This window comes from Streptomyces sp. 1331.2 (assembly GCF_900199205.1).
Taxonomy (GTDB): domain Bacteria; phylum Actinomycetota; class Actinomycetes; order Streptomycetales; family Streptomycetaceae; genus Kitasatospora.
In genome coordinates this window covers 4,856,378-4,872,222 of sequence record NZ_OBMJ01000001.1, presented here as the reverse complement: position 1 = coordinate 4,872,222, position 15,845 = coordinate 4,856,378, and the positions used below count along the sequence as shown (strand labels likewise).

Here is a 15,845-nt window from a genome sequence, read left to right as displayed (position 1 = left end):
CCGATGCCCACCAGACGCTTCGGCCGAGCCACCACCCCGGGCGGCCGTTGATGCTCCGCTACCTGGCGAAGCGGCTGAGCTACTACGCGGTGCTGCTGATCGCCGCCGTCTTCCTGGCGTACGCGATATCCGCGACCGCCCTGCAGCCGCGCACCTACTTCGACGCCAAGGTCCCCCGCCCGTCCGCCGAATCGGTCGAGCGCCAGCTCACCGCGCTCAACCTGAACGACCGCACCCCGGTCGCCGAGCGCTTCGGCCACTGGGCCGGCGGACTGCTGCACGGCGACCTCGGCCGGACCATCCACGACACCCCGGTCACCGACGACTTCGGCCGCCGGGTCTGGGTCTCCCTGCGGCTGCTGCTGCTCGGCAGCGTGCTCGGCATGCTCCTCGGCGTCGCCGTCGGCGCGTGGAGTGCCGTCCGCCAGTACCGGATCTCCGACCGGCTGCTCACCGTACTGTCCTTCGTGCTGCTCTCCACCCCGGTCTTCCTGGTCGCGCTGTTCCTCAAGAACGGCGCCATCGCCGCCAAGGACGCGGCCGGCCACGACGTGATCCCGTTCACCGGCTACGAGACCCCCGGGCTCACCGGCGGCCTCGGCACCCACCTGGCCGACTGGGCGCTGCACCTGCTGCTGCCCACCATTTCGCTGGCCCTGGGCGGCCTCGCCACCTACAGCCGCTACCAGCGCGGCACCATGCTCGACGTGCTCGGCTCCGACTACCTGCGCACCGCCGAGGCCAAGGGCCTCACCCGCGGACGGGCGCTGCTCAAGCACGGCCTGCGCACCGCCGTGATCCCGATGTCGACCATGTTCGCCTACAGCTTCCTGGGCATCTTCACCGGCGCGATCTTCACCGAGACGATCTTCGGCTGGCACGGCATGGGCGAGTGGCTGATCCAGTCGATCAACGAACAGGACGTCAACTCGGTGGTGGCGATCAACCTGTTCACCGCCGCCGTCGTCCTCGCCTCCGGCTTCCTCGCCGACACCCTGCACGCCGCCCTCGACCCGCGCGTGCGGTCCTGACCGGGAGACCTTCGAGATGACCACCACCGTCGCCGAGGCCTCCCCCTCGACCACCGCACCCCGGGCCGACGGCCGCGGACGACTCGTCCTCGCCCGGCTGCTCGCCGCCCGCGGAGCCGTCGCCGGGGCCGTCGCCGTCCTGCTGCTGTTCGCGCTCGCCTTCGGCGGGCCGTACCTCACGCCCTGGGACTACGCCACGCCCGACTTCTCCGCGCTGCACCAACCCCCCTCCGCCGCACACTGGTTCGGCACCAACGGGGTCGGCCAGGACGTGTTCGCGCAGACCGTCCGCGGGCTGCAGAAGTCGCTGATCATCGGCTTGCTGGTGGCGCTGTTCTCCACCGCGCTGGCCTCCGTGGTCGGCGCCTGCGCCGGCTACTTCGGCGGCTGGACCGACCGCGTGCTGATGTTCCTGGTCGACCTGCTGCTGGTCTTCCCCTCGTTCCTGATCATCACCATCGTCTCGGCCCGGCTGAAGAGCGCCGGCTGGATCGCCTTCGTGCTGCTGCTCGCGCTGTTCAACTGGATGATCACCGCCCGAGTGGTCCGCTCGATGACCATCTCCCTGCGCGAACGCGAATTCGTGCGCGCCGCACGGTTCATGGGCGTACGACCGCTGCGGATCATCAGCCGGCACATCCTGCCGAACGTCGCCTCCTTCCTCATCATCGACGCCACCATCGCGGTCGGCGGCGCCGTGATGAGCGAGACCGCGCTCTCCTACTTCGGCTTCGGAGTCAAGCCGCCGGACGTCTCGCTCGGCACCCTGCTCGCCGCCGGGACCAGCGAAGCCCCGGTGTTCCCCTGGCTGTTCTACTTCGCCGCCGGCCTGCTGGTGCTGTTCGTCCTCGCCGTCAACCTGATCGGGGACGGGCTGCGCGACGCCCTCGATCCCACCTCCGGGGCCCGGCCCCGCCGTTCCCGCCGCAAGCGCCGCCCGTGACCACCACCCTCTCCCACAGGAAGCGCCGCCCCGTGACCGCCACCGCCCGTTCCCCCAGGAAGCCCCGCCCGTGACCACCACCGTCGAAACGCCTCTGCTCGCCGTCCGGGACCTGCGGGTGGACTTCGCCGGGCCCGACGGTCCGGTCCCCGCCGTCCGCGGGGTGGACCTCACCCTGCACCGCGGCGAGACCCTCGGCATCGTCGGCGAGTCCGGCTCCGGCAAGTCCGTCACCGCGCTGTCCGTGCTCGGGCTGCTGCCCGGCACGGCCCGGGTCGGCGGATCGGTGCAGTTGGACGGGCGGGAGCTGGTCGGGCTGCCGGGCAAGGAGCTCGCGGCGATCCGCGGCCGCCGGATCGCCATGGTCTTCCAGGACCCGCTCTCGGCCTTCACCCCGGTCTACCGGATCGGCGACCAGATCGCCGAGGCGGTCCGCATCCACCAGCGGGTGGACAAGGCCGCCGCGCGCCGCCGGGCCGCCGAACTCCTCGACCTGGTCGGCATCCCGGCACCCGACCGGGCCCTGGACAGCTTCCCGCACGAGTTCTCCGGCGGCATGCGCCAGCGCGCGATGATCGCCATGGCCGTCGCCAACGAGCCCGACATCCTGCTCGCCGACGAGCCCACCACCGCGCTCGACGTCACCATCCAGGCCCAGGTGCTGGACGTGCTGCGGACCGCCCGGCAGGAGACCGGTGCGGCCCTCGTCCTGGTCAGCCACGACCTCGGGGTGATCGCCGGGACGGCCGACCGGGTCGCGGTGATGTACGCGGGGCGGGTGGTCGAGACCGCCGAGGTGGACGAGTTGTTCGCGGCGCCGCGCCACCCGTACTCGCTCGGCCTGATCGGCGCGCTGCCCCGGCTGGACGGGCACGGCGGCCCGCTGGTGCCGATCCCCGGCGCCCCGGCCCCGATGGCCGAGCTGCCGCCGGGCTGCCCGTTCGCGGCGCGCTGCCCGCTGGCCGAGGAGCGTTGCTCGGTGGCGGAGCCCGCCCTGGAGGGCGCGGACGGCCACCTGGCGGCGTGCGTACGGTCGGCGGAGCTCGCCGAGCGGCGGCCCGCGCCGTCCGAGGTCTACCCCGTCCCGCTGCTGCCCGCCCGCGCCGACTCCGGCGACCGCTCCGCCCTGGCACCGGTGCTGACGGTCAACGGCCTCGGCAAAACGTTTCCGCTCCTCAAGGGCACGGTCTTCAAGCGCAAGGTCGGCGAGGTGTACGCGGTCGACGGCGTCGACCTGGACCTGCGCGAGGGCGAGACCCTCGGCCTGGTCGGCGAGTCCGGCTCCGGCAAGTCCACCACGCTGTTCGAACTGCTGAAGCTCGGCGCCCCCGAGACCGGCCGGATCGAACTCCTCGGCCGGGACACCGCGAAGCTCACCCGCGCCGAGGCCCACCGGCTCCGCGCCGAACTGCAGATCGTCTTCCAGGACCCGATGGCCAGCCTCGACCCGCGGATGCCGATCGGCGACATCGTCGCCGAACCCCTGCTCGCCCAGCACACCCCGCGCGAGGAGATCGCCCGCCGGGTGCCCGAACTGCTGCGCCAGGTCGGTCTCGACCCCGAGCACGCCGTCCGCTACCCGCACCAGTTCTCCGGCGGCCAGCGCCAGCGCGTCTCGATCGCCCGGGCCCTCGCCGTCCGGCCGAAGCTGCTGGTGCTGGACGAACCGGTCTCCGCCCTGGACGTCTCCATCCAGGCCGGCGTGCTCAACCTGCTGCAGTCCCTCAAGACGGAACTCGGACTCTCCTACCTGTTCGTCTCGCACGACCTCTCGGTCATCCGGCACCTCGCCGACCGGGTCAGCGTGATGTACCTCGGCCGGACCGTCGAACAGGGCGAGGTCTCCGCCGTCTTCGACCGCCCCCGGCACCCGTACACCCGCGCCCTGCTCTCCGCCGTCCCGCTCCCCGACCCCGCCGCCGAACGCGCCCGCGACCGCATCCTGCTCGCCGGCGACCCGCCCTCCCCCACCGAACGCCGCACCGGCTGCCCCTTCCGTGCCCGCTGCCCGCGCTACGCCGGGCTCACCGCCCCGGCGGACCGGGCGCGCTGCGAACAGGAGCGGCCCGCTCTCGACGGCCCGCCCGGGACGGACCACCAGGCGGCCTGCCACCACCCGGAGCCGCCTGCGCACGGTCACAGCACGTAATTGGCCGAATACGATTCGGTGGATCGGGTCGGCGCCGTGTAATGTCTTCGACGTCAGCAGGCGCCGCTAGCTCAGTTGGTTAGAGCAGCTGACTCTTAATCAGCGGGTCCGGGGTTCGAGTCCCTGGCGGCGCACATGGCAAGATCTCAGGCCGTCCACTCCGGTGGGCGGCCTGAGGCGTTTCCGGAGCGGGTAGACCTTCTCGCCATGACCTCCTCCGACCCCCGCCCGCTGGCCGAGGAACTGCTGCTGCTCTGCGCCGATCCGGCCACCGGGCGCCTGCGATCCCCGACCACCTTCCCGACGGCGGTCGCGGGCGCCGTCCTCGCCGAGCTGCAGCTGACGGGCACGATCACCGTCGAGGACCGCCGGATCACCGCGTTCCGGCCACTGGACGACCACGACGAGCTCGCCGCCAGGGTGCTGACCGAACTGGACCGGGCGGGCGGGAGCCGTCACCGGACCACCCTCGACCACGCACTGGGCGAGCTCCGGTACCGCAACGCCCCTCGGCGCTACCTGGACCGGCTGACCGACCAGGGCGTGCTCACCGTCCGCACCCCCGGTTTCCTCGGGCTGCCCCGCCGCCGGTGGACCGCCGTCCGGCCGAACACCGGGGCACTGATCGCCGAGCGGGTGGCGGCGACGCTGGCCCGGACCGCCGACTCCGGCCCGACCACCCCGGCGGAGCAGCGGGACCACCAGCTGGCCGGGCTGATCGGGGCGGCCGGGCTGGAGCGCCGGCTGTACCGGGGCGCGGAGGGCGAGCCGGCCCGCCGCGCCGTGCGCCGGCTCGCCCGCAGCCTGCCCGTCCCGGCGGCCGTGAGCCGGGCCGTGGCCCGGCGGAGGCGGGCGATGAGCAGTTGACGGCTGAGCCCCCGGACCGGCCCGGGGCTCAGCGGGTGTCGAGCACGGCCGAGGCCACCGCGTCCGGACGGTCGAACATCACCAGGTGCCCGGCCGGGGCGGTGGTGCGGAAGTCGGCGCCGAGCAGCGCCGCGAGTTCCCGCTGCTCGGCCAGCCGGGTCTCGGTGCGCCGGGTGCGGCAGCCGTCGTCGGCGGCCAGCACGGTGACCGGCAGGTCCTCGGGCAGCGGCCGGGTGCGCCGCAGGTCGTCCAGCTCGGCCGCCAGGTCGAGGTAGCGCGCGTTCTCCCGCAGCAGCGCCCGCAGCGCCCGGCCGGTGCGGTAGCAGTGCCGGACCAGCGGCTTCGGGGCGAGGTCCTCGTGGCGGACGGTGGCCAGCCGGGCCGCCACCCGGCGGGCCGTCGGGCCGAGCAGGTAGGGCACGGCGAGGGCGGTCGCGGCGCCGGCCACCGCCCTGGCCGCCAGGTCGCGCGCCCCGGGCGCGGGGTGCGGCCGGGCCGCCGGCTCGACGCTGCCGTCGACCAGGACCAGCCCGGCGGTCCGCTCGGGGTGCAGCCGGGCGAAGGCCTCGACGTGGAAGCCGGCCAGCGAGTGCCCGACGACCGTGCAGGGCTCGCGCAGCCCGAGGCCGTCCAGCACCGCCCGGATCCGGTCGGCCTCGCCGGCCGCCGTCGGGGCGGGCCGGTCGCCGGCGGGCTCGGCGGCGCTCAGCCCGTAGCCGGGCCGGTCGAAGCGGACCACGCTGCGGAAGGGCGTGAGGAAGGGGACGACCAGGTCCCAGTCGAACCAGCTGCAGCCGAGGCCGCCGGAGAGCAGGCAGAGCGGGCCGCTGCCCTCGGTGCGGACGTGCAGCGGGACGCCGTCGATGCGCAGGAAGCGCGCCCTGGCGGCGGGGTGTCCTGGCTGGGGGCTGGGCACGGTTCCACCCTAACCAGCGGCGACCTCCACCCCAACCGGGAGGAAAGGGGTAGATCAGGCAGCGACAGCCGGAGGCGGTTCGAGGCACCCCTCGGGACCGTGTATTGTTTTCCAGGTCAGCAGGCGCCGCTAGCTCAGTTGGTTAGAGCAGCTGACTCTTAATCAGCGGGTCCGGGGTTCGAGTCCCTGGCGGCGCACAGACACCGGGGAGCCTCTCGCAGCAGCGAGGGGCTCCCCGATTTTTTGGCCCTCGAAGTCCGATTTGTGTGTGATGTCGGTCTCGATTGGCGCTCCGCCGGAGCCATCCGGCCCGCCCTGGTCGTCCAGGGCAGTAGAACCGGAATCGGGACAAAGGTCCCCAACCGCCGTTCTCCCCCCACGCCGATGTCTCCCGCCCATGCAGGCTGCTTCGGTCCGCCCGCAGGAAAGGCCGCGCTTTGTCCCGAAATGCCCAGAGCGGCCGTCGCACGCCGTCGATCAGTCTCCGGCCGGTCAAGCGGCTCAAGCGCCCCGCCGGCACGGTGGGAACGTCCGGCGGCTCCGGCTTCTCCAGCTTCTCCGGCGGATCCGGCGGATCCGGCGGCTCCGGCGGCTCCGGCGGCGGGAAGGCGCGCCGTCCGAAGCGCACCGGCTGGCGCCGGCTGATACCCACCTGGCGGATGACCCTGCTCGGCTTCGCCTCGGCGCTGCTGCTCGGCGTCGGCCTGTTCGCGCTGGGGATCGCGCTGGTGAAGGTCCCGGACGCGCACGCCGCCGCGACCGCGCAGAGCAACACCTGGCTCTACGCGGACGGCTCGGTGATCACCCGCACCGGCCAGACCAACCGGCAGAACGTCACCCTGGACAAGGTCTCCCCCGCCGCCCAGCACGCCGCGCTGGCCGCCGAGGACCGGAACTTCTACAACGAGGGCGCGGTCAACGTCCAGGGCCTGGCCCGGGCGGCCGTCAACACCGCCAAGGGCGAGGGAACCCAGGGCGGCTCCACGATCACGCAGCAGTACGTGAAGAACACGTACCTGAACCAGAAGCAGTCGATCACCCGCAAGGTGAAGGAACTCTTCATCGCGATCAAGGTGGACGCCACCGAGAGCAAGGACGACATCCTCTCCGGCTACCTGAACACCTCCTACTACGGCCGCGGCGCCTACGGCATCCAGGCCGCCGCCCAGGCTTACTTCGGCATCGACGCCTCGGCGCTCAACCCCGCACAGGGCGCCTACCTGGCCACCCTGCTGAACGCGCCGAGCGCCTACGACGTGGCCACCGCGACCGCAGCGGGCAAGCAGAACGCCGTCAACCGCTGGAACTACGTGCTGGACGGCATGGTCAAGGAGGGCTTGCTCTCCGCCGAGGAGCGGGCCACGACCACCTTCCCGGACGTCCGGGACCCGCAGCCCAACCCGGGCCTGTCCGGCCAGGCCGGCTACCTGGTCGACGCGGCCACCCAGTACCTCACCGGGAACGGCGTCATCAACGAGACCGAGCTGGCCAAGGGCGGCTACACGATCAAGCTGAGCATCGACCCGGGCCGCCAGCAGGCTCTGCAGGACTCGGTCCAGGCGCAGCTGCACGACACCCTGAACCCGGACAAGCGGAAGAAGGACGCGGCCGCCCAGGCCGGCGCCGTCTCCGTGGACCCGAAGACCGGCGCGATCGTCGCCCTGTACGGCGGCGTCGACTACGTGAAGCACTACGTGGACAACGCGACCCGGCGCGACTACCAGGCCGGTTCGACCTTCAAGGCGATCGCCCTGGCCGCCGCGTTCGAGAACGGCGCCAAGACCCAGGACGGCCGCACCGTCACCCCGCGCACCGTCTACGACGGCACCAGCGGCCGGAAGGTCCGCGGCGGCAAGGGCACCCCGTACGCGCCGCCGAACGAGGGCGACAAGAGCTACGGCCAGATCACCCTGCAGCAGGCCATCGACTGGTCGGTGAACTCGGCGTTCGCGCAGCTCGCGCAGGACACCGGGCTGCAGAAGGTCAAGGACACCGGCATCGCGCTGGGCCTGCCCGGCAACACCCCGGGGCTCGACCCGGTGCCGTCCATCCCGCTGGGCGCGGCCACCCCGAGCGTGCTCGACATGGCGGGCGTGTACGCCACGCTGGACAACGGCGGCAAGCAGATCACCCCGTGGCTGGTGCAGTCGGTGGACCGCGAGGGCGAGGCCATGGCGCTGCCCGCGCACAAGACCACCCAGGCGATCAGCGCGGACACCGCCAACCAGGTCACCTCGATGCTCCAGGGCGTGGTGAGCGACCCGGGCGGCACCGGCTGGCGAGCGAAGGCGCTGGGCCGCCCGGTGGCGGGCAAGACCGGCACCACCGACGACCAGAAGTCGGTCTGGTTCGTCGGCTACACCCCCGAGCTGGTCACCTCGGTCGCGCTGTTCGGCCAGGACCCGGGCACCGGCGCCCAGGTCAGCCTGAGCGGCGTCGGCGGCATCGACGGCGCGGCGGGCGGCCAGTTCCCGGCGCAGATCTGGACCGCCTACATGAAGGCCGCGCTCAAGGGCCAGCCGACCAGCGACTTCCCGACCCCGGCCGACGGCGACACCTCGGACGCCACCGACCTGCCGACCGCCCCGACCACGCCCAGCGCCACCCCGTCGGCGGGCGCGGCCACCGGCGGCCCGAGCAGCGGTGCCACCACTCCGGGCGACGGTTCCGGCGCCGGCACCAACCCGCCGTACGGCGGCGGCGGGGCGACCACGGCACCGACCGCTCCCCCGACCGGCCAGCCGACCATCCAGCCCACCACCAAGCCGACCACCCGGCCCACCCCCAAGCCGACGCCGACCACCCAGCCGACGACGGTCCCGACCACGCAGCCGACCACCCAGCCCACGGGCGGGACGGACTCGCTCGCGGGGGTGGGGGGCTGATCGGGGGTGGGGGGCTGATCGGGGGCTGTCCGGGGCTGCCCGGGGCTGATCCGGGGCTGTCCGGGGTTTTCCCGGGTGGGGTGAGTACGCCGTTGCGCACAGTTGGATGCAGGACCAAATGACGGAATGGCGCCTTACAGAAGCGCCGGTATGACTGTCACAATGCGTCGGTGCACAGATCAACGGCCTCACCCACCCTCCCCTCGGGCAGAACCCTCGGCCTCGGTCTCGCCCTGGTCTCCGCCTTCGCCTTCGGCGGCTCCGGCACCGCGGCCAAACCGCTGATCGAAGCCGGGCTCTCCCCGATGCACGTGGTGTGGCTGCGGGTCACCGGCGCGGCCGTCGCCCTCCTGCCGATCGCCTACCGGCACCGGGACGCCGTACTGCGCCGCCCCGGCCTGCTCCTCGGCTTCGGCCTGCTCGCCGTGGCCGGCGTCCAGGCCTGCTACTTCGCGGCGATCTCCCGCATACCCGTCGGCGTGGCCCTGCTCATCGAGTACCTCGGGCCGCCGCTGCTGATCGGCTACGTCAAGTTCGTCCAGCGCAAGCCGATCACCCGGGGCGCGGCCATCGGCGCCGGCGTCGCGGTGGCCGGCCTCGCCTGCGTGGTCGAGGCCTGGAACGGCCTGAGCTTCGACGCCCTCGGCGTGCTCTTCGCCCTCGGCGCGGCCTGCTGCCAGGTCGGCTACTTCGTGCTCGCCGACGCCGGCCGCCGGGGCGAGCGCCCCGTGGACCCGCTGGCCGTCAGCGCGTACGGGCTGCTCATCGGCGCCGTCCTGCTCACCGCCGTCACCCGGCCCTGGCAGGCCGACTGGAGCCTGCTCGGCGGCGACGTGGTGATGAACGGGCACAGCCTGCCCGCGTTCGTCCCGGCCGCCTGGATGGTCCTGGTCGCGACCGTGCTGGCCTACCTCACCGGAGTGGTCGCCGTCGGCCACCTCTCCCCGCCGGTCGCCGGGGTGGTGGCCAACCTGGAGGCGATCGTCGCCACCGTGCTGGCCTGGGTGCTGCTCGGCGAGCACCTGGGGCTCCCACAGATCGCGGGCGGCCTGCTGGTGCTGGCCGGGGCCTTCGCGGCGCAGGCGAGCAAGCCGGCGGCGGAGCCGAGCAAGCCGGCGGCGGAGGTGGGCCCGGAAGGGACTGCGTGGGCCGGGGCGACCGGGGCGACCGGCCTCCCGGATCCGGAGGACGCGAACGGCACCCGCGAGCGGGTGGCCGCCGAGCGCGGGGTCAGCGGCCGGTCCAGCCGAACCAGTCGAGGTGATTGAGCGGCCACACGACGGCCGACACCGGGCCGACCACGTTGCCCACCGGCACCGCGCCACCGCCGGGGCCGCGCTGGTGGTAGCGGGAGTCCGCCGAGTCGCTGCGGTGGTCGCCCTCGACCCAGACGTAGCCCGAGGGCACCTTCACCGGCCCGAAGTCCAGGCCCGCGCAGGAGTCGTCACCGGGGTGCAGGTACGGCTCGTTCACCTTCCGCCCGTCGACGGTCAGGGTGGTGCCCTCGCACTGCACGGTCTGGCCGCCGGTCGCGATGACCCGCTTGACCAGGTAGTTGTCGTCCTTCGGCGGCACCAGCCCGACGAAGCTGAGCACCGAGCTCACCGCGTTGGTGAACGGGTTCGGGTCGGTGGGCTGCGGCGGCAGCCAGCCGCCCGGGTCCTTGAACACCACCGGCTGCCCCGGCTCCGGCTCCCAGCCGGTCAGCGGCGCCAGCTTGTTCACGCCGACCCGGTCGCCGATCCGCAGGGTGTTCTCCATCGAACCGGAGGGGATGGAGAACACCTGGAACAGACAGGTCTTGATCAGCAGCGCGACCACCAGGCCGACCGCGGCCATCACCGGCAGCTCGATCCACCACGGCCGCGGGCGGCGGCTCGTCCGGCCGGTACGGCCTGCCCTGCCCGTACGGCCCGGCCCGCCTGCGCGGCGGGCGCGCGAACCGCGGGCCCGTCGCCTGGCCTCGGCCCGGCCGCCGGGGGTTCCGCCGGACGTTTCACCGGACGTTTCACCGGGGGTTCCGCCGGACGTTTCGCTGGGCGTTTCGGGCAGGTTCACCGCCATCGTCGCTGCTCCACCTCTCCGGCTGGGGAAACCTGCACGGTACGCCAACCGTGGAGCATGACGAAATCGGGCATTTAGCCGCCACCGACATCCGGGCCTCTGCGCGGGGGCGCCTGCTCGGTTCGCCGCCGGTCCGTTCCGGTCGGCCCGTCTCTGCCGCTTGTCCGTCAGGCGCGGGCGATGGCCTCGTGGTGGCGGATGACCTCGGCGATGATGAAGTTCAGGAACTTCTCCGCGAAGACCGGATCCAGCTTCGCTCCGGCGGCCAGCTCCCGGAGCCGCTTGATCTGGTCCCGCTCGCGCGCCGGGTCGGCCGGCGGCAGCTTGTGCTCGGCCTTGAGCCGGCCGACCCGCTGGGTCGCCTTGAAACGCTCGGCCAGCATGTGGACCACCGCGGCGTCGATGTTGTCGATGCTCTCGCGCAGGCTGGTCAGCTCCGCCCGTACGGCGTCGTCGATCCCCTCGGACTGGCCGGCGTCAGGGGTCGTGGAGTGGTCCGTCATCGGGGCGGCTCCCGGTGTCTGGGTGGGCGCCCGACCATAGGGCGGCCGGGCTCGGGCCCGGGCAAATCTAACAGGGCCCCTGCTCGGGACCCGCACCGTCGCACGGATCCGTCCACGATCCGGACACCCCCGAACCGCCGCCCCGGAACCCGACGCCACCACGCCGTCCGGCCCGGCGTGACACCGCGGTCGCGGACGGGGCTGCCCGTAGGCTGGTGCGTGCATGACCGGAAGTGACCGCTCAGCTGTCCCCCAGTTATGGAGGTACCGATCGTGGCAACCACCCGCACCGCCCGTACGGCCTGGAAGGGCGACCTCATCCACGGGCAGGGCGAGACGACCTTCGCCTCGTCCGGGATCGGCACGTTCCCGGTGTCCTGGCCGGCCCGCGCCGAGCAGCCCAACGGCAAGACCAGCCCGGAGGAACTGATCGCCGGCGCCCACTCGGCCTGCTTCTCGATGGCCCTGTCGAACGGACTGACCCGCGCCGGCACCCCGCCCACCGCACTGGACACCCAGGCCGACGTCACCTTCCAGCCCGGCGAGGGCATCACCGGCATCCACCTGACCGTCACCGGCAACGTGCCAGGCCTCGACCAGGAGGGCTTCGTGAAGGCCGCCGAGGACGCCAAGGCCAACTGCCCGGTCAGCCAGGCCCTGACCGGCACCACCATCACCCTCACGGCCAACCTCGCCTGAGCGTCCGCATGACCGTTCTCCTGACCCTCCGGCAGCCCATCCGGCAGCCCTGAACCCCCGGCCGCTCCCGGCGCGCAACCAGCGCCCGGGGGCGCAGCTTCGGCGCACACGCCCCTGGCGCACATCATCCGATGTGCACCGGGGGCGTCCGCCCGTACCGCCATCCATGATCACAAAGCGGGGCGAATCACCCTCGCGGCGGTCACCGCGCGTTGTCGTCGCGGCCTATGATCGGCCGCAGCGCCCTGTTCTTCACGCGGGTCCCCGCGCGACAACGCCCCACGGCGGGCGTCCCGCAGCGGACCGACTCCGAGGACCTCGACAGAGTGCGGAGCCGGTCGTCGGATCCCGACTCACCGGCCGGACCATCGTCAAGCGTCAGCAGCGGACGGGAGCATGCCGTGCCGGGCCAGAACGAGGGGGCCGACGCACACCACCCGGGCGTGCGGCACGAGGAGACACCACACCAGCGCCACCTCGGCGCGCCGTTCCCCGGCCCGGCCGCGGGATCCGTCACCGCCCTCGGCGCCTGGCGGACGCTGCAGGAGTCCGAGGTGCTGCTCTGCCCCACCTGTTCGGCCCCACTCACCGACGGCACGCACCGGGGCCGGGCCGAGGGAAGCGGTACGGAGGACGGCGGGCCCGGCTCGGAACAGGACGGCGGAGGCGGTCCGGCGGGCGGGGGCGGTTCCACGGGCGGGGGCGGTTCCACGGGCGGGGGCACCGACCGGATGCTGGCCGCCCTGCGGGCCAGCGAGTCCCGGTTCCGGGCCGCCTTCTGCGACGCGGTCATCGGGATGGCCCTGATCGACCCCGAGGACCGGATCATCGAGGTCAACCCCGCCTTCGCCGCCCTGATCGGACGGAGCGTCGGCGAACTGGTCCGCACCCGGCTGTACGAGCTCATCGACCCGGAGGGCATGCCGGACCGGCTCTTCGCCGAACTCGTCCACGGGGAGCGGGAACGGTTCCGCGTGGAGAAACGGCTCAAGCACCGCGAGGGCCACGAGGTCTGGAGCAAGGTCACCTTCTCGCTGATCCGGGACGGCGCCGGGCAACCGCTCTACACCCTCGCCCTGGTGGAGGACCTCACCGAGCAGCGCCGGCTCGGCGACCGCCTGGAGTACCAGGCCCTGCACGACCCGCTGACCCGGCTGCCCAACCGCACCTTCTTCTTCGAACGGCTCGACGCCGCCTGCCTCGCGGTGACCGAGGAACCCGGGTCGGGCCCGGCCACCGGCGACGGACGCCGGGTCGGCGTCTGCTACCTGGACCTCGACGGCTTCGCCGCGATCAACGAGGCTCTCGGCCACCACATCGGCGACCAGCTGCTGATCGCCGTCGCCACCCGGCTGCGGCGCGCGTTCTCCGGGCACGACGCCCACCTGGTCGCCCGGATGGGCGGCGACGAGTTCGCCGTCCTGGTCACCGACAGCCTGGGCAGCGAACAGCTGACCGGGTTGGCCGGCCGGATCCTGGAGGCGCTGGAACGTCCCTTCGACGTCGCCGGGCACCGGCTGGTGATCACCGCCAGCGTGGGCGTGGTCGAGCGGTCCGTGCACGAGACCACCCCGACCGACCTGGTCAAGGACGCCGACGCCACGCTCTACTGGTCCAAGGCCGACGGCCGCGCCCGCTGGACCCTCTACGACCCGGACCGCGGTGCCCACCAGCTCACCCGGCAACTGCTCACCACCGCGCTGCGGCCGGCCCTGGAACGCGGCGAGTTCACCATCGAGTACCAGCCGCTGGTCGGCCTGGCCGACGGCGCGGTGCACGGCGCCGAGGCACTGGTCCGCTGGCGCCACCCCCGCTACGGGACGCTCTCCCCCGACCGCTTCATCCCGCTCGCCGAGGAGTCCGGCGCGATCGTGCCGCTCGGGCGGTGGGTGCTGGAGGAGTCCTGCCGCCAGGCGCAGCAGTGGCTCACCGAGTTCCCCGACACCGAGACCTTCGTGAGCGTCAACCTGGCCGCCCGCCAGATCTGGGACTCCGACGTCGTCGCCGACGTCGGCCGGGCCCTCGAACGCACCGGACTGCCGGCCCGGCTGCTCCAGTTGGAGATCACCGAGAGCGCCCTGCTCGGCCCCGGCGGGCGCCCCCTGCAGGCCCTGCAGGCGCTCGCCGACATGGGCGTGCGGATCGCCATCGACGACTTCGGCACGGGCTACTCCAACCTGGCCTACCTCTCCCGGCTGCCGGTGCACGTCCTCAAGCTCGACGGCACCTTCATCGAGGGCTTCCGCGACCCGGCCCCGCGGACCCGGCGGACCGCCGCGGTCGCCCCGAGCTCGGTACCCGGCGCAGCGACGCCGACGAGCAGATCGTCGGCGCGATGGTGCAGCTCGCCCACACCCTCGGTCTGACCGTCACGGCCGAGGGCATCGAGAGCGCCGCCCAGGCCGAACGCCTGCGGCTCACCGGCTGCGACACCGCCCAGGGCTGGTACTTCGCCCGGCCGGGCGAGGCGGCGCTCGTCGCGGCCATACTCCGCGAGGGCCGCCCCGCCCTCGACGGGCGGTAGGCGCGTCGCTCGGGCGCCCCCGGCGGCGCCGACGGGGAGTCGGCGGGGGCAGGTAGCGGCGCGCCGGAGGGTGGTCAGGCGGCGGCGGTCGGGCGGTGACCGTCAGGCGGTGGCGTCAGGCGGCGGCCGTCAGACCGTAGGCCTCGGCGATCAGGCCGTAGGAGCGGAGACGGGCCTCGTGGCCGTGGATGTGCGAGGTGACCATCAGCTCGTCCACTCCGGTGCGCTTGCGCAGCGCCTCCAAGCCGTCCGCGACCCGGCCCGGGTCGCCGAGGACGACGTTGTCGAGCCAACTGTCGATGAAGTCCGCCTCCGCCGGGCTGTACGGGTACTGCTCGGCCTCCTCCGGGGTGGGGATCGGGCCGGGGTTGCCACGCCGCAGCCGGAGCATGCCGAGGGCTGCGGAGCGGGCCAGGCGGCGGGCCGAGGGCTCGTCGGCGGCGGCGACGGCGCTCACGCCGATCAGTGCGTACGGCTCGGCGAGCACGGCGGACGGGCGGAAGGACGACCGGTAGAGGTCCAGGGCCGGGAGGGTGTTGGCGCTGCTGAAGTGGTGGGCGAAGGCGAACGGGAGACCGAGGCGGCCCGCCAGTCGGGCGCTGAACCCGGAGGAGCCCAGCAGCCAGATCGGCGGACGGCCCTTCCCCTGGGGAACGGCGGTCAGCCGCTCGTACGGGTGGCCGGCGGGGAAGTCGCCGTCGAGGAAGTGGGTCAGCTCGGCGAGCTGCTGCGGGAAGTCGTCCGTGCCCTCGGCGAGGCCGCGGCGCAGCGCCCGGGCGGTGGCCGGGTCGGTGCCGGGGGCGCGGCCGAGCCCGAGGTCGATCCGGCCGGGGTGCAGGGCCTCCAGCAGGCCGAACTGCTCGGCGATGGCCAGCGGGGCGTGGTTGGGGAGCATCACACCGCCGGAACCGAGCCGGAGCGTCGTGGTGTTGGCGCCGAGGTGGGCGAGCAGGACGGCCGGGGTCGAGCTGGCCACCCCGGGCATGCCGTGGTGCTCGGCCACCCAGAAGCGGTGGTAGCCCCACTGCTCGGCCTTGCGGGCCAGCCCGGTGGTGGCCGCCAGGGCTTCGGCGGGCGTGTAGCCGACGCCGACGGTGGCCAGGTCCAGGATCGAGAGCGGGGCGGGTGCCGTACCGCGGGCGGCTCCCCGGATCGCCGCGCCGGGCGTCGGCCCGGTCCCGTGCTCCTGCTGGTCCTCGGTGGTCATGCCGTCCGCCCTCCTGGCTGTCCTGGTGCCGGCCTTCCTGGGGCCGGCCTGAGTCGG

General features: G+C 73.5%; 13 protein-coding genes and 2 tRNA genes. 11 read left to right on the top strand and 4 right to left on the bottom strand.

What is annotated here, in order from left to right:
• The first annotated feature begins 50 nt into the window (after positions 1 to 50).
• The 5 genes from CRP52_RS20955 to CRP52_RS20935 all read left to right on the top strand — a co-directional run bounded on the left by CRP52_RS20955 (position 51) and on the right by CRP52_RS20935 (position 4,990).
• A complete protein-coding gene (locus CRP52_RS20955; protein WP_030060231.1) occupies positions 51 to 1,031 on the top strand; it encodes an ABC transporter permease in 981 nt (326 codons plus the stop codon).
• A gap of 16 nt (positions 1,032 to 1,047) precedes the next feature.
• Positions 1,048 to 1,974, top strand: coding sequence for an ABC transporter permease (locus tag CRP52_RS20950; protein ID WP_097237798.1), 927 nt, complete (start codon positions 1,048 to 1,050; stop codon positions 1,972 to 1,974).
• 70 nt (positions 1,975 to 2,044) lie between these two features.
• A complete protein-coding gene (locus tag CRP52_RS20945; protein WP_097237797.1) occupies positions 2,045 to 4,123 on the top strand; it encodes an ABC transporter ATP-binding protein in 2,079 nt (692 codons plus the stop codon).
• 60 nt (positions 4,124 to 4,183) lie between these two features.
• Positions 4,184 to 4,257, top strand: a tRNA-Lys gene (locus CRP52_RS20940).
• 73 nt (positions 4,258 to 4,330) lie between these two features.
• Positions 4,331 to 4,990 carry a GOLPH3/VPS74 family protein gene (locus tag CRP52_RS20935; RefSeq protein ID WP_179852867.1) on the top strand — a complete coding sequence of 220 codons (660 nt, stop codon included), beginning with the start codon at positions 4,331 to 4,333 and terminating at the stop codon, positions 4,988 to 4,990.
• Between the two features lie 28 nt (positions 4,991 to 5,018).
• Here CRP52_RS20935 and CRP52_RS20930 read toward each other — a convergent pair whose 3' ends face one another.
• The gene (locus tag CRP52_RS20930; RefSeq protein WP_097237795.1) at positions 5,019 to 5,906 is read right to left on the bottom strand and encodes an alpha/beta fold hydrolase; all 888 of its coding nucleotides are present in this window, start codon (positions 5,904 to 5,906) and stop codon (positions 5,019 to 5,021) included.
• A gap of 123 nt (positions 5,907 to 6,029) precedes the next feature.
• On the opposite strand from CRP52_RS20930, the gene CRP52_RS20925 reads away from it, so the two are divergent.
• From CRP52_RS20925 to CRP52_RS20915, 3 genes are all read left to right on the top strand, one after another.
• Positions 6,030 to 6,103: transfer RNA gene (locus CRP52_RS20925), tRNA-Lys, on the top strand.
• 240 nt (positions 6,104 to 6,343) lie between these two features.
• Positions 6,344 to 8,791: a transglycosylase domain-containing protein gene (locus CRP52_RS20920; RefSeq protein WP_257032749.1), complete on the top strand. Its 2,448-nt coding sequence runs from the start codon at positions 6,344 to 6,346 to the stop codon at positions 8,789 to 8,791.
• Positions 8,792 to 8,961: 170 nt separating this feature from the next.
• Positions 8,962 to 10,059, top strand: a complete 1,098-nt coding sequence (locus CRP52_RS20915) for an EamA family transporter (RefSeq protein WP_097237794.1) — start codon at positions 8,962 to 8,964, stop codon at positions 10,057 to 10,059.
• Here CRP52_RS20915 and lepB read toward each other — a convergent pair.
• Positions 10,022 to 10,630 (bottom strand): signal peptidase I, encoded by a 609-nt coding sequence (gene lepB, locus CRP52_RS20910; protein ID WP_101948221.1) that lies wholly within the window; start codon positions 10,628 to 10,630, stop codon positions 10,022 to 10,024. The genes CRP52_RS20915 and lepB overlap by 38 nt on opposite strands.
• Positions 10,631 to 11,022: 392 nt before the next feature.
• Positions 11,023 to 11,358: a chorismate mutase gene (locus CRP52_RS20905; protein WP_097237792.1), complete on the bottom strand. Its 336-nt coding sequence runs from the start codon at positions 11,356 to 11,358 to the stop codon at positions 11,023 to 11,025.
• A 273-nt stretch (positions 11,359 to 11,631) separates the two neighbouring features.
• Between CRP52_RS20905 and CRP52_RS20900 the strand changes: the two genes are divergently transcribed.
• The 3 genes from CRP52_RS20900 (at position 11,632) to CRP52_RS39720 (ending at position 14,581) form a co-directional block, all read left to right on the top strand.
• Complete coding sequence (locus CRP52_RS20900) at positions 11,632 to 12,057, top strand: OsmC family protein (RefSeq protein ID WP_097240236.1); 426 nt, start codon at positions 11,632 to 11,634, stop codon at positions 12,055 to 12,057.
• Between the two features lie 401 nt (positions 12,058 to 12,458).
• Entirely contained in the window at positions 12,459 to 14,423 is a 1,965-nt protein-coding gene (locus tag CRP52_RS20895) for a putative bifunctional diguanylate cyclase/phosphodiesterase (protein WP_257032747.1), read from the top strand.
• Positions 14,393 to 14,581 (top strand): EAL domain-containing protein, encoded by a 189-nt coding sequence (locus CRP52_RS39720; RefSeq protein ID WP_257032746.1) that lies wholly within the window; start codon positions 14,393 to 14,395, stop codon positions 14,579 to 14,581. The genes CRP52_RS20895 and CRP52_RS39720 overlap by 31 nt, the downstream gene beginning before the upstream one ends.
• A gap of 115 nt (positions 14,582 to 14,696) precedes the next feature.
• Here CRP52_RS39720 and CRP52_RS20890 read toward each other — a convergent pair whose 3' ends face one another.
• Positions 14,697 to 15,788 (bottom strand): LLM class flavin-dependent oxidoreductase, encoded by a 1,092-nt coding sequence (locus tag CRP52_RS20890; protein WP_097237791.1) that lies wholly within the window; start codon positions 15,786 to 15,788, stop codon positions 14,697 to 14,699.
• Positions 15,789 to 15,845: the final 57 nt, after the last annotated feature.